The sequence below is a fragment of the Allomuricauda sp. M10 genome, assembly GCF_020782875.1.
Taxonomy (GTDB): domain Bacteria; phylum Bacteroidota; class Bacteroidia; order Flavobacteriales; family Flavobacteriaceae; genus Flagellimonas.
Genome location: NZ_JAJGBN010000002.1, coordinates 76,848 through 91,686 on the forward strand (window position 1 = coordinate 76,848; position 14,839 = coordinate 91,686).

At 41.9% G+C, this 14,839-nt stretch carries 8 protein-coding genes and 1 tRNA gene; 2 read left to right on the top strand and 7 right to left on the bottom strand.

Annotation, left to right across the window (positions count from 1 at the left end):
- The first annotated feature begins 74 nt into the window (after nucleotides 1-74).
- Nucleotides 75-578 (top strand): GTP-binding protein, encoded by a 504-nt coding sequence (locus LKX84_RS05560; RefSeq protein ID WP_228236148.1) that lies wholly within the window; start codon nucleotides 75-77, stop codon nucleotides 576-578.
- 6 nt (nucleotides 579-584) lie between these two features.
- On the opposite strand, the gene era is transcribed toward LKX84_RS05560, so the two are convergent.
- Both era and LKX84_RS05570 read right to left on the bottom strand, forming a co-directional pair.
- Nucleotides 585-1,463 carry a GTPase Era gene (era, locus tag LKX84_RS05565; protein WP_228236149.1) on the bottom strand — a complete coding sequence of 293 codons (879 nt, stop codon included), beginning with the start codon at nucleotides 1,461-1,463 and terminating at the stop codon, nucleotides 585-587.
- A complete protein-coding gene (locus tag LKX84_RS05570) occupies nucleotides 1,456-2,817 on the bottom strand; it encodes an alanine/glycine:cation symporter family protein (RefSeq protein ID WP_228236150.1) in 1,362 nt (453 codons plus the stop codon). Before LKX84_RS05570 ends, era begins: the two co-directional genes overlap by 8 nt.
- Nucleotides 2,818-2,930: 113 nt before the next feature.
- Here LKX84_RS05570 and LKX84_RS05575 point away from each other — a divergent pair.
- A tRNA-Met gene (locus LKX84_RS05575) sits at nucleotides 2,931-3,003 on the top strand.
- 71 nt (nucleotides 3,004-3,074) lie between these two features.
- On the opposite strand, the gene LKX84_RS05580 is transcribed toward LKX84_RS05575, so the two are convergent.
- The 5 genes from LKX84_RS05580 to LKX84_RS05600 form a co-directional block, all read right to left on the bottom strand.
- Nucleotides 3,075-4,934: a helix-turn-helix domain-containing protein gene (locus tag LKX84_RS05580; protein ID WP_228236151.1), complete on the bottom strand. Its 1,860-nt coding sequence runs from the start codon at nucleotides 4,932-4,934 to the stop codon at nucleotides 3,075-3,077.
- Nucleotides 4,935-5,400: 466 nt separating this feature from the next.
- Entirely contained in the window at nucleotides 5,401-8,757 is a 3,357-nt protein-coding gene (locus tag LKX84_RS05585) for an FG-GAP-like repeat-containing protein (RefSeq protein ID WP_228236152.1), read from the bottom strand.
- A 140-nt stretch (nucleotides 8,758-8,897) separates the two neighbouring features.
- Nucleotides 8,898-10,652 carry a RagB/SusD family nutrient uptake outer membrane protein gene (locus LKX84_RS05590; protein ID WP_228236153.1) on the bottom strand — a complete coding sequence of 585 codons (1,755 nt, stop codon included), beginning with the start codon at nucleotides 10,650-10,652 and terminating at the stop codon, nucleotides 8,898-8,900.
- Nucleotides 10,653-10,673: 21 nt separating this feature from the next.
- The gene (locus tag LKX84_RS05595; RefSeq protein WP_228236154.1) at nucleotides 10,674-13,880 is read right to left on the bottom strand and encodes a SusC/RagA family TonB-linked outer membrane protein; all 3,207 of its coding nucleotides are present in this window, start codon (nucleotides 13,878-13,880) and stop codon (nucleotides 10,674-10,676) included.
- A gap of 249 nt (nucleotides 13,881-14,129) precedes the next feature.
- A complete protein-coding gene (locus LKX84_RS05600) occupies nucleotides 14,130-14,837 on the bottom strand; it encodes a gluconate 2-dehydrogenase subunit 3 family protein (protein ID WP_228236155.1) in 708 nt (235 codons plus the stop codon).
- Between the last annotated feature and the right edge of the window lie 2 nt (nucleotides 14,838-14,839).

The window sequence follows — 14,839 nt, forward strand, 5'->3', positions numbered from 1 at the left end:
GCATTAAATTTTGGCAAAAGTACCATTTATTATGAAGAAAAAATGATACCTTTTTTTATCATTTTCAAACTGTTATGAGCGACCTGACCAATGAGATCGTTTTAAGGCCCCGATTCCATGTTGCCTTAAAGACGGATATGGAGGCTTTAAAGCATATTTATGATGGCTGCAAAAAGGAAGGATTTTTGATCAGCAGGCTAGATGAGCATGTTTTTATCAAGTTCCGAAAGGCAGACACCAATTTTTGGACCCCACAATTACACCTTGAACTTTCTACCTATGAGGAAGGAATAAGCAACATTAGAGGTGTTTTTGGGCCCAACCCAACGCTTTGGACGTTTTTCATGTTTCTTCATTTTGGAGTGGGGACGCTCTTTGTGATCTTGGGGATTTTTGCCTATTCCAACCATTCATTGGGTAAGGACATTACTTTTTTGATGGTGGGCATGTTTTTTTTGGTGTTGCTCTGGTTTGCCCTATACGCGTTTGGGCGTTTGGGAAAATCGAAAGGGGAAGGACAAATGGAACAACTGAAATCCTTGTTCAGGGAAACCATTTCCGGGTTTCAAAGAATTTGAGGAAACCTATCCGTTATAGCCAAATCGTCTTAACTGTTGGGCATTGCTCCTCCAGTTTTTGTTGACTTTCACATAGAGTTCGATATGCACCTGCTTGGCGAAGAATTTTTCGAGATCCTTTCGGGCTTCTACCCCAACTTTTTTTAGGGCACTACCCTTATGACCGATAATGATTCCCTTCTGCGTATCACGCTCAACCATGATCACGGAACGGATTCGGATGATGTCCGCATCTTCTAAAAACTCTTCGGTTTCCACCTCAACGGAATAGGGAATTTCCTTTTTATAGTGAAGCAAAATCTTTTCACGGATGGTCTCGTTCACAAAAAAACGTTCGGGTTTGTCCGTCAGCTGATCTTTAGGGTAATACGGTGGTCCTTCAGGAAGCAGTTCTAGAATCCTTTCGAATACTTCCTTCACATTAAAATTTTCCAGGGCGGAAATGGGATGGATCTCTACACTGGGCAACTGCTCTTGCCAATATTGGATCTGTTCTTCCAAAATCTGTTGATCGGAAGTATCAATTTTATTGAGCAGCAACAACACTGGAATCTTACTGTTCTTGATTTTTTTGAAGAACTCCTCGTCCTTTAGTGCCTTTTCGCCAATCTCCACCATATACAACAACACATCGGCATCCTCAAAAGCGGATTTCACGAAATCCATCATGGAGGTCTGAAGTTCGTAAGCTGGTTTAATGATTCCGGGGGTATCGGACAAAATCATTTGAAAATCTTCCCCGTTCACAATGCCCAAAATCCTATGGCGGGTGGTCTGCGCCTTGGAAGTGATAATGGAAAGTTTTTCACCCACAAAGGCGTTCATCAATGTGGATTTACCCACATTCGGATTTCCAATGATATTTACAAAGCCCGATCTATGCACCTTTCTTCATTTTTTGAAAATATTGTTTGGAGGCTGCGTTTACCTTGGGCGAAAGATACAACACTGCGATCATATTCGGAATCACCATCAAGGCATAAGATAGATCGATAAGATTTTTGACAAGCTGCAAAGAGGCCACAGCTGCAAATACGATCATAATGACAAAGAACACGTTATACCATTTTCCAATTTTTGGATTGGTCAAAAACGAAAGGCTCTTCACCCCGTAATAGGAATACGTAAACAGGGTTGAAAGTGCAAAAGCGGCCACGATCACCATCAATAAAGTATCCCCGATGCCATACAATGTTTTTTCAAAAGCGGACATGGTCATGGTAATGCCGCTGCCATCTTCCAAATAAGCCCCGCTCAAAATGATAACCACTGCAGTGAAGCTACAGACCATAATGGTATCAATAAAAGGCCCCAACATGGCCACAAGGCCTTCCTTGGTAGGTTCATTATTTCGGGATTGGCCATGGTACATGGGTGCGCTACCCAAACCTGCCTCATTGGAGAACATGGCCCTTCGAACACCGATTATGACCAATCCCCAAAATCCACCGGTGACCATGGTATCAAAATTCCAGGCTTCAACGAAAATCATTTTAAGGGCAGGGAAAATATCACCCGCATTGCTGGCCATTACAAATATTACGGCCAATAGGTAAACTCCCACCATAAAGGGCACAATGGCAGATGCTACCTTTGCAATTTTGTTCAATCCCCCAAAAATGACCCCAGAGGTAACGATGGCCAAAAAGAACCCTATGGCCAATTTCCAATTGTATTCCGATGTGACAAACAAGGTTTCATGAGGTTTTACTACGCCCATAAATGCTTCGGTAAACTGATTGGCGGTAAAGACCCCCAAGAATCCGACCAACCCACAAATACTAAAAAATACGGCCATGGGTTTTGCCCAATTCCCCATCCCCTGGGTGATGTAAAACATTGGGCCGCCCTGTAATTTTCCTTCGGAATCGGTGCCACGGAACATGATGGCCAAGCTTCCGGAGTAAAATTTAATGCCCATACCCAGAAGGGCTGTAATCCAAATCCAAAAAACAACACCTGGCCCACCATCATGTATGGCAATGGCCACGCCAGAAATATTGCCCAGTCCCACGGTTGCGGCCACGGCGGCAGACAATGCCTGGAACGAACTTACATCGCCCTGGGCATTCTTGTCATCATATTTCCCAGATACCACTGCGAGTGCATGTCCAAAATACCGGAAAGGAATAAACCTGGAATAAAAAACCAAAAAGAGTCCCCCACCAATTAGAAGGATGAACATGGGCCATTCCGTGTAGGGTAAAATACTGGTGAGAAAATCGTTTATTGCTTCCATAAAGTCAAAATCCCGAATTTATGGATTTTAGACTGGATTGTACCCAATGAAAGAAGAATATTGAGATTCATTTGGAAATGATGTAAAAAGGGTTGTATATTTGCCGTCCATATCGCGGGATAGAGCAGTAGGTAGCTCGTCGGGCTCATAACCCGAAGGTCACTGGTTCGAGTCCAGTTCCCGCTACTACAAAGGGTTCTCCAAAAGAGAACCCTTTTTATTTGCCCTGTGCAATCACAATTTTTTTGATGTGGCAATCAATCTTTTGATCGCCAAATGATCGACTCGTCCTCTTCATTCAACTTTTCAATGAAATAGGAAGGCAAAATCCCCAAACGCTTTTTAAAGGCTGAATAAAACGTATTCAGATTGTTGAACCCACTTGTTGTAGCAATATAGGTCAACTTGCTGTTCCTGTACTCTTTATCTTCCAACAACCTATTTAATAAATGATTGATCCTGAGCTCATTGATATAATTATTGAAATTGGATTTCTTTTCGTGGTTAATAACCTGCGAAAGATATTTTTGATTCGTTTGCAATGTATTGGCCAGACTGCGAAGACTGCATTTGGGATCCAGAAAAAAGGTTTCGTCCTCCAACCGGTTGAGTTTTGTCAAGATAATTTCCTTGACATCTTCATCCATATAATTTGATCTTGAACTTTCTTTGACCACCTGCCCACTGGGATTTCTAACTTTATCCATAGCGACCAACTTTTTTTGGTTCAGCTTTTCAACGGCCAATTCCTTGGTCCTTGCAAATAACAATTTGTTTTTCTTACTGACTCTAAAGTATGAGAAGGTAGCGATGCTGCCCAAAGCCAAGGTAAGCACAAAAATGATGGTCATAAAGCGATAGCGTTCATCTTGAACCTCTGCTTTGATCTCAAGAATTTCTTTTTGCTTAGATATTTCCGAAATCCTTCTTTTGGCCTCCAATATTTTTACCCGTTGCTCCGATTCAATAGAGAACAGGGAATCACTGACCCTAAGATACAGATCAGAAAAAAATGCAGCCTCGCGTTTTTTGCCCAATGCCCTGTTTATGGAACCCAACGATTTGCTCACTTCCTTGATCACATCAAAGGCATTGATTCCTTTAGCGGACTCGTAGGCCAATTCATAATCCCTTTTGGCACTGATACTATCCCCCTTTTTTAAGTGCAGGTCGGCAGTGAGCAGATGAATACGTGGTTTTCTAAACCTGTAATTGTTGGAGTCAATAATATTTTGTGCTCTCAGGAGAAAGTCCTCAGCCTGCTTAAATTCAGATTCTTCTATATAGATGGTGGCTATGTTCATATAAACCACGCTCTGAATATAACTTCCCGGGCTTCCAAAGGATTGTTCAAGCTCTAGGTAAAAATCATAAATTTTAAGGGCTTCCTTGCTCCCACGAAGCTTGTGTGTCATTCTGGCCATTTCGTCAATCTTTGGAAAAACGTACCGTACCTCCTTCAATTCAAGTATAAAATCAAGTCCCTTTAAACAATTTTCCAAAGCCTTATCATATTCTCCCAATCTGAGATAAAAGTGGGATATGGCAGAATAGGCCCTCATCATGCAATATTGGTTCTTTGTCGCCTCCCCTTTCTCCAATAAATTCAATGCGGTCTCGTATGCCAGATCATATTCTCCCCTCTCTGTAAAAATGTAGGATTTGAGGGTTTCACCATCTGCTTCTATTTCGGTATAAAATTGGCACTTGTCATTGGTTTCGACCCGATCGATAAGGTCAATGGCACTATCAAATTCACCTTGGATGAAAAAAATAAAGGCCTGGTTCAAATTGGTTCTTAATAACGCACCATCGTAGCCCATGTTTGAAGCAAGCTGGTGAGCTTCATCATTATACTTTTTTGCCTTTTCCGTAGATTTGAAAATGTACCGTGTAAACAATTCCAAACAGAGATCTACCCTTTCCTTGCCTTCGGCATGTGATTTTTGTTCGAGGAGCGCTTCCAAACTTGGCAACCGTTGTTCATCAACCAGTCTTTCAATTCCCCTAAAGTAGGAATCCAGTTGTAACGGTGGTCTTTTTGGTGGTTCGTGTTGACTATATGCTGGCGCCATTGCCCAGAAAAGCAGTATAACCAATATATTCTTTAGCGACATTGGAGTGTTAGTTAGTTAGTTTATTGTGCTGTAAATCAATGCCCTTGAAGGCATCCAACCTTATCCAGGCAGGGGAACATTACCCAGATAATATTGCCATCCTATGTAATCTACAACTTACTTTCAAATCTTTTTCTATTTTTCCAAACATTTTTTTTAACTAAGCTTTAACATATAATGATGATGTAAAAGGCAAGCTAAAAAAAAGCAATGTTGAACAATTACAACATTGCTTTTAACTAAACTTGAATTAAACCTCAACTAACTCAAAATTTGACGGAAACTAATCCATAAATAAATCTTGAAGACCAGTTAACAGCATAATAAAAAACTAACTCAAATAAATTTAGCTCATCCAAAGAGTTAAAACACAATCAATTGAAACAAAACATCTTCAAATTCATGAATTTTAACCCGCTTTATCATGTTGTATTAGATTGACCTCTTTTTTGGTCATGGCCCTTTTCTAAAGCGCCATCTTTTGATTGCTCTTGGGACCGGAAAATTGTTTAAATACCAATAATTTTCCTTTGTTCTGTGTCACCAAAAACAAACTTTCCCCAACTGCATTTTTCACTGTGGCAATTGCCTTTGCATCTCCAGGGACCATAAACCCGCTGGTATTTGTTTTTACCGATACAAATTTTCCATTGCCATTCCCTTTTAAATACACCCCATTGAAAGCATCGTATCTTCCAATGAAGGTTTCGTTACCAAAGTCATTCCCCACTCCAAGGATGTCCACGTTCCCATCTCCATCCACATCGGTCAGGAGTATGTCGTTCAATGGGGCCAATTGCGCTTCAATGGGTAGCGTATGCAAAGCAAACTTGCCTTCTCCCAAGTTTTCTATATAAACACTTTCATCAAAATTGCCTTCCAAGGTCAATGCGCCTTTCAATTCCTCCTCACTAAAAAGAGTATTCAGAGAAGCTTCCGCATAATCGCGGAAGTAATCGAACTTTTTCCTGAAAAGTGGGCTTTGCAAATTCAAATCGCCCCAAAAATTCACAGGATAAGGTTGAAAATCCCCGTTTTTATCCTTCAAATAGGCAAAGAAGATAGGGTCTTGGGTACCATTTGCATCAAAATCCTTGGTGACCAAATGGACAGGTCTTTCTTCAGAAGGTTGAAAAAAATTGTTCTTGCCCAAGTTGCCGGCGACTAAATCAATATCGCCATCGCCATCCATATCCTTGGCCTTGATGGATTCCCACCAACCTATTTTACCTTCCAATCCAGTTGCTGCAATTTTCTGAAACGATGTGGTTTTATTTTTGAAAAATGTGATAGGCATAAATTCGCCAACAACAACCAAATCCGGTCTCTCATCTTTATCGAAATCGGTCCAAATGGCATCGGTAACCATTCCGATTTGTACCAGTTCAGGAGCCCACTCTTGGGTAATGTCCCTTAAAATTCCATTTTCATTTTTAAGCAAATAACTCCTTTCGGCCATGGGATATTGACCTGCCGGGGTTCTTCCGCCCACAAAAAGGTCCATAAAACCGTCATTGTCAAAATCCATTGCCCGGACCACCGATCCACTGGCATTAATCTTGGGCATCCTATTTTCATCCACAGTAAAATTTCCATTACCATCATTGATCAACATACGATCGTTGTAAAATTCACTTCCTACAGGAAATTCATTACTACCGGAAACCAGATAAAGATCAAGATCCCCATCGTTGTCTATATCGAACAACTCCATACCCAATTCCTCATGACCCATATCCTTTTTGTCCGTAAACATTTGGTGCTCCTTAAAATTTCCAGAGCTATCTTGGAATAAGATAGTGGGTGAATACCCTGCCGAACCTCCAATAATTACATCATCGAAAGTGTCACCATTAATATCACCTACCACCAGACATGGTCCATTTTGTGTCAATTTATGCGGAAGGATCCTTTGTTGGGAATTGAAATCCACAAAATCCTGCTCCATATGTTTATAGTCAATTCCCATTTGTGTAGACACCTCTGCCACCATTGGATTTGTCAACGGATTGGTTTTCAGCTCCAAAATATCTGGATTTTCTTGGTTTTGGCTGGATTGATAATCCAATTGCACCACTTGATTGGCAGGCACATTATTCAATTTACTGTATTTACCATCGGGCCATTGCACTTCGACCTCGGCAATGGTTGGATTGGTTCCCACACCAAAATGCACAATGGGTTCCATGGAAGACATATAACCCCTACTGAGATAGTGTTGGTAGTATTGTTGTTGATCATCTCCGTAGTGAATCAATATTTTTGTGCCGATGGCCAAAGGGTTTTCCTTGCTACCTTTTAATTGAATGCGGAGAGAATTATTCTTACCAAAAGCTTCATTTTCGGACTGGTTTTCGAAAACAAATGCTTCCTCGTTAATATTGTTGACCACATAATCCAAGTCGCCATCACCATCCAGATCGGCAAATACGGCTCCATTCGAAAAAGAGGGAATATTCAAACCCCATTGGGTACCGACTTCCTCAAAGGTCCAGTCTCCTTTATTTCGGTAGGCATAATTTGGAATTTTCACCACAGGAATGGAATCCAGGATTTGAGCGGGAGATAAAAACGATGCCGCTCCCAGTCTAAAATCTCCAAAATCCCGATCTGTTACATCCCTTGGAAATCCATTGGTAATCAATAGATCGCGATATCCGTCGTTATCCACATCCATAAAAAGAGGTGCCCAACTCCAATCGGTTTTGGATATTCCGGCCATAAGACCGATTTCACTAAAATTACCTCCAACACCGGAACCTTTATGCAACATGTTCCGCATGTACTGGTATTGGTAATCATATCTTTCGTTCAGAATGTACTCCAAATAATTGGTGCTCCCTATTGTAGTTTTCATGCGTTGGTTGGTTTCCCCCAACATGTCCAACGTAATAATGTCCAAGAAACCATCGTTGTCATAATCCGCAATATCGGATCCCATGGAAAACTTACTTTGATGTTTTATAAAATCCTCTATTTTGTTGGTGAAGGTTCCATCCCCGTTGTTGATATAGAGAAGATCATTGGTTAAATAATCGTTGCTTACGTGAATATCCGGCCATCCGTCATAATTCAGATCGGAAATGGCAAGCCCCAAACCGAATCCTTCGTAAATGATTCCGGCCTGTATGGTGACATCGGTAAAGGTACCGTCCCCATTGTTGTGATATAACCTATCATTGCTTATGGCCGTACCATCATTGATTTTTGGACGATAGTTGGTGGGCAAGGTGTGTACCTGTTGGTTGTTCAAAACGTAAAGGTCCAAAAGCCCATCTTTATCATAATCAAAAAAAGTGGCGTTCATGCTGTTGCTAGGGTCATCAATGCCATATTCAGCCGCCATTTCACGGAAAATTGGAATTCCGTTTTTATCAAGACCCTGATTTACGAAGAGTAAATTTTTTCGATGCTCCCCTTCTTCCTTCATGGCCGTGCAGATGTAGGCATCCAACCATCCGTCCAAATTGATATCGACCACCGCTACTCCGGTGCACCATTTGTTCTCTGCACCAATACCCGATTCCTTGCCTACTTCCTTGAACTTAAAATCTCCTTGGTTCAGATACAATTGATTTGCAACCTGATTTCCTGTGAACAACAAATCGCTTTTGCCATCATTATTGAAATCTCCAACGGCCACCCCACCGCCATTAAAAATGTACTCACTGGTTAGAATGTTGAAACTATCCGTTTCCACAATGTTATTGTTGAAGTGAATACCGGTATCATCAGCATGTTTTTGCTTGTACAAAACCAATGGGTCCTTTTGGCATGAAGCAAAAAAAATGGCAAGTATTAAAAGGGGGATACACTTTTTCATGTTAGTTTGTTTAGCTTATTGGACAGGTTTTTCACCTGTTAAAATCACCAATTTCCAATAATTTCAAAAGGCCGTGATAAAAAAATATCATGGCCTTTTGATTGTTAGGCTACTAATTCTAAAAATAAAAAATCATTTTTTTAGTACGCTGGATCTTGTGTTAAGGTTGGCGCACCGTCTTTCACAGACCTATCGATAGCCTCAATAGGAATTGGGAAATACTCATTCTTATTCTGTTGGAAAGATCTTCCTGACAAATAGGTCCTGTGCTGTGATTCACTTTGCAAATATGCATTCAAAACACTAGAGGATATTCCCCAACGTTGAAGATCGAAAAAGCGGTGACCTTCCATGGAGAATTCCAATCTGGTCTCAAAACGTACTGCTTGCCTGGCCACATCCTTATCGGTCCAAGCCGTGGTATATTCAGCAATGTCATAATTGGCAGCAGGAGTTCCTTCAACAATGGTAAAGTCATTACGCTCAGCACCTTGGGTAGCCATTGGAACAAAACCATCTGGATTTGCAGCCCTGGCCCTGATTTGGTTCACCAAACCTCTGGCCACTTCCAAATCTCCAACCTCAACCTCAACTTCTGCCAACCAAAGGATGATCATATCCAAACGCATAAGCCTGTAGTTGTTGGCAGAAAGGTTACCCCATCCACCTTGTCCGAATGCCTCTGGTTCTGCAACATGCTTCATACTGAAGAATGGTCCGGCATAGGTAAGGTCACGAACGAAATCGGTTTGGTAAATCTTAAACCCTTTGTAAAGGATACCTGGTCTACCCACGGAATGGTCGATACGTGGATCTAATGTTCCATTATAAGTTGACAAGGTAGTCACCGGATCTACAGTTGATGGCACATCGGCATCATCAAAAGTATCCAACATTGGTAGTCCGCCTTCTGTTTTGAAAGCATTCACCAGATTTTGGGATACTTGGTAGAAACCACAACAACCCCATGGATCAATGTATGGGTGAGCCAAACCGATACCTCTGTTGGCAGCATCACCGGTAGCACTGCTGATGGCATACTGAACTTCAAAAATAGATTCTGAATTGTTCCGTGTAGCCACTAGGAAATTGTCTTGGTACTTGTCCACCAAAGAGAATGGACCATTGTTCAAGATGTCTTCTAAAATAGGCTTGGCCTCATTCAATTTGGTTGCATTGGCAGACCCATCAGAATTCCATCCCTGGTACATTTTGGCCTTTGCCAAAAAGGCTTTGGCTGCCCAACTTGTTGGTCTTCCCACTTCACTTTGCGTTTCTGGCAAAACAGCGGCCGCTGCGGCAAAATCAGCTTCAATGAAAGGCCAGATCTCACGGTCGTTCGGGATCTTGGTGCTTTCAAGGTCGTTAAGATCAAAGTTCTCATCGCTAATATAAGTGGGCATTCTCCACATTTTTCTAGCTTCAAAATGGAACAATCCTCTTAGGAATCGAGCTTCAGCAATAATCTCTTGTTTTTGCTCCTCGGTAGCATCCTCTACTTTTTCCAAAGTTTTGATAACGTTATTGGTAGCGGCAACACCTTTGTAAAGTCCTCTCCATTTGTCACGGATATGAACATTGAACGATTGGAAGTCATATGCCTCAATAAAGGATTGCTCTGGCTGGTCACCAGCATCGGTTCCTTTCAAGGCATCATCAGAGGCCAAATTGAACACCCAGTTTTGAATGTCGTTATGCCATGTTTGACCTTCCAAACCTCCACCAGGCACCATGGTATATGCTCCAAGCAGAAGACCGTTGACACCATCCAAAGTGGCAACATCGGATTCACTGAATTGACCCTGTGGTTGTCTATCCAAAAAATCGTTATTACAACTCAGTACCAAAGCCAGCAAGCCAAGAGTTCCAAGCAATGTCGATATTATCTTTTTCATTTCTGTAAACATTAGTTTTCGTTATTTAAGTGTAACATTTAACCCCAAACTTATTGTTTTGGCCACTGGCTGGGAACCTCCATCATAACCTAGGGTAAGATTCCTTCTTGAGTCATCCGCGTTGCTCAATTGAACTTCGGGGTTAAGACCTGTGTATTTGGTGAAGGTGGCTATGTTCTGTGCCTGTACATATACTTGGGCCCTGTCCAAACCAATGGTAGATATAATTTTCTCAGGAAAGTTATAGGTCAACTGAATGTTTTTCAACCTGAAGAAACTACCATCTTCGATCAAATAGGAAGAAGGCCTACTGCTGATCTGGTCATTGGCATCCATGATAGGCGATGTGGCACCAGGATTGGCAGCAACCCAAGTACTAGGATCAGCCGTTGGATTGGTCGGTTGCCATGCATCAAAAAGTGCCCTTCTACTTCTGTTCCCTTGGAAGGTGTTGAAGTCAGCAAAATACCTTACGTAGTTGAACACATCGTTACCTTGTGATCCGTTACCAAAGATGTTCAAATCCAAATTTTTATAGCTCAAATTAATGTTGATACCATAAGTAAAATCAGGGTGTGGACTACCAATAATGGTACGGTCATCATCATTGATGACGCCATCGTTGTTAATGTCTGCCACTCTAAATTTACCTGGCGCATTATAATCACCATATGGAGCCCAAGCATCGGCCTCTGCTTGTGATTGGAAAATTCCTAGGTTTTTGAATCCATAGAAAGAAGACAATGGTGAACCTGCTTCGGTGATAGACAAAGCCGGAATCCTTCTACTTTGACCAAAAATACGGGTGCTTTCTCCTTCAAGAGCATCAACATTGTTCTTGTAAGTAGAAATGTTGGCACTTACCTCATAGGAGAAATCTCCTTTCTTATCCCCATAACTGATTCCCAAATCGATACCCTTATTGGTCATTTGCCCAACGTTAAAAGCTGGTTCATCTGCTTGTCCTGCCGTATAGGTAACTGGAACGTTGATCAACATGTCGGTAGTAACCCTTTTCCAAACATCTAGGTTAACAGACAACTTATTGTTCAACATTACCAAGTCCATACCGATGTTGTTAGAAGTTGTGGCCTCCCACTTGGCATTTGGATTTCCGAAAGCTCTTGGAGCGAATCCAATCTGTGGAGAACCAGTGGAACCATCAATTGGATAACCTCCAGTTAAGATATCCGAACGATAGGTTGTGTAGGCATTGTAGTCACCAATTTGCTGGTTACCTGTTTTACCCCAACCATAACGAAGTTTTAAGTTGTCAATCCACGTAACATTATCCATGAATTTTTCATCTGACATCCTCCAACCCAAACTAAAGGCAGGGAAAAATGCACTTCTGGAAGCTTGTTGGAACCTGGACGAGGAATCGTTCCTCAAGATAACCTGGGCTAAATATTTTCCGTCATAGTCATAGTTCAACTGACCGAATTGCGACCATAATGAATAATCCTGAAATACATATCCTCTGTTGGTTGCCGTAGTGGCATCACCCAAATCCAAATAGCTCAAAATATTGGTGGTCCCGAAAGCATATCGTTCACGACGTGCCTCAAAACGTTCTTCAAACTGTTGAATGGATTCCACACCTACATACGCCTTGAAATTATGAACTTCATTAAAGGTTTTGGCATAGGTCAATGTATTGGTCCATGTCCACTGATATTCATATTGCTCTCTAGCTTCGGAACTACGGATAAAGTTACCCTCTACATATTCAGGCTGTGGACGGTCCAAATTCTTTACTCTTTGCACCCTTGCATCCACACCAAAACTGGTACGTAGATCAAGTCCTGGAATCAACTCATAGTTTGCATAAGCATTCCCCAGTAGTCGTAGACCGTATCTTCTATCATCTTGATCTCTATGTAGTCGTGCATATGGGTTAAAGTTGTTTCCTAGGTTGGCTCCCCTACTACCCGCAAAATTACCGGCAATATCATAAATGGGAAGCAATGGATGGTGCTTGTAAGCACCGGAAACCGGGCTTTGCTCATCATCATTGGAAACGTTTCCTTTTAGGTTATCAAAGGAAGTCGTGAAATTTTCCCCAATGGTCAATTTCTTGTTCAACGTTCTAAACTCTGTATTGGCCCTCAAGGACACCCTATCATAGCTCGCGAACTTCACGATACTCTCTTGAGAGAAATAACCAAGACTAAAGGCATAACGTGCAGCTTCTGTTGCTCCCGAAGCCGAAATGTTATGGCTTTGAATTGGCGCCGATCTTGTTACTGCATCCCACCAGTTGGTATCGGCGGAACGGGTAATGGCATAAATATTACCTGGTTCCAAGGCATAAAGACTTGGATCCGTACCAGCATCGCCTTCATTGGCACCACTAGGGAATACATAGTCTGGAATGGTTACCTCGCCATTAGGTCCAAAAGTATACTGGCCATGGCTTGGTGTCTTACCAGCGTATAGATCGGCCAAATACAAGTATCTTCCGAGTTCTTCAGCGTTCAATGATTCCGCATCTTTTGCAGGGGACTGAATACCATAGTACGTATTATAGGTTATGGTGGGTTTCCCCATTTTTCCTTTTTTGGTAGTGATGATGATAACCCCGTTAGCCGCCCTAGAACCATAAATGGAAGCAGAAGAGGCATCTTTCAATACCTGTAGTGATTCTATATCATTTGGGTTCAGGTTAGATTGGCGTTGGGATGGCACACCGTCTATGATGTAGAGGGGGTCGTTGTTACCCAATGTACCAAAACCACGGATACGTACCGTAGCCTCACCACCTGGACGGGCATCGTTGACAATGGTTACCCCTGCGGCCCTACCTTGCAATTGTTGCGAAAAGGTAGTGGCAGGAACCGATTTCAACTCATCGGTATCCACAACCGTTACTGCACCGGTCAAATCTTTCTTGGCCTGTGAGCCGTAACCCGTTACCACGATTTCATCCAATCGGTTGGCGTCTTCTTCCATGGTAACATTAATTGTGCTTTGACCATTGACGGCCACTTCCATCGTTTTATATCCGATGTAACTGATTACCAATGTTGCATCGCTAGGGGCATCGATGCTAAAATTCCCGTCAAAATTGGTCTGGGTTCCATTGGTTGTTCCCTTGACCAGAACATTGGCCCCCGGTAAGGGCCCCGTCTCATCAGACACCGTACCCGTTACCGTTTGGGCTTGTGCAAAACCCATACAAAGTACAGCGGCCAAAAAAATAATTCTCTTGAAAAAAGGTTTTTTCATAAGTTCAATTTTAGGTTTGTGTTAGTTAATCAATTGAGATTCCATCATCTCCGACAGATGGAAAAAACATACAGTTTGTGTATGGTAAACTTAATTTTTAAAGGCTATACTTGTTGAGATATACACTATTATAAGCCTTCAAATTCATGAATTTTATAATAAATCATTCTTGTTTTTGTGCTTTTGGAAATAAATTTCTTAAAATCAATCGAAGGTCGTGTTTTAAAAACCCCGTCCCGATTATTTCAATCAGGTCAATAGATTCCCTTGTTCGTCCCATTCCGCAATTTCGTTGCGCTTACTTTGGTCCACACATTTGGCTATCCAAACAGAATCATAGGCCACACCATGTTGATCGAGCACATCTTGGGGAACACCATCCCAAACATTGGGCTGGTTTCCTTTATATCCCAAATCGGCAATTCCTACTTTGGACGTATAATATCCAGTCACAGTCAAGTTTCGCATCAAGGCAAAAAATTGAATTTCCAAAGGCTGTTCATCCAATGGAATTTCTGCATCCTGAAATGCAATGGTGTCCAAAATTTGCTTTTGTTGTTCCAGCGATGCGGTTTTGAATTCTTTATCAAAATGGGTATTGCATTGATGATCGAGCCACATAAGTCCACCCTTTAAGGTGAGTTCCAGTTCAGGAATATCTTTGGAAATGAACTCAATGAATTCGGGAACCTCGGCTTCAATGGGTCCCCCATGGGGCTCTTTTGGAGGCAAAATGATGGTGCTCAAAAGGGTGATGGTCTCCATTTCATGCTCATTGAACAACCGGATGGCCTTCAGTTTTTCTATGCGTTCCAATTCTTCCGAGGTCCTTCCAAAATAAGCATCATCCGATGCCGCAGGCACCTCAATCTCCGTATCGGTCTTGCAACCATGAAACATTAGGGCAGAAGCACCAGCCCCCATAATGATGGTTTGTATACTTTTTCTTCTGTCCATTT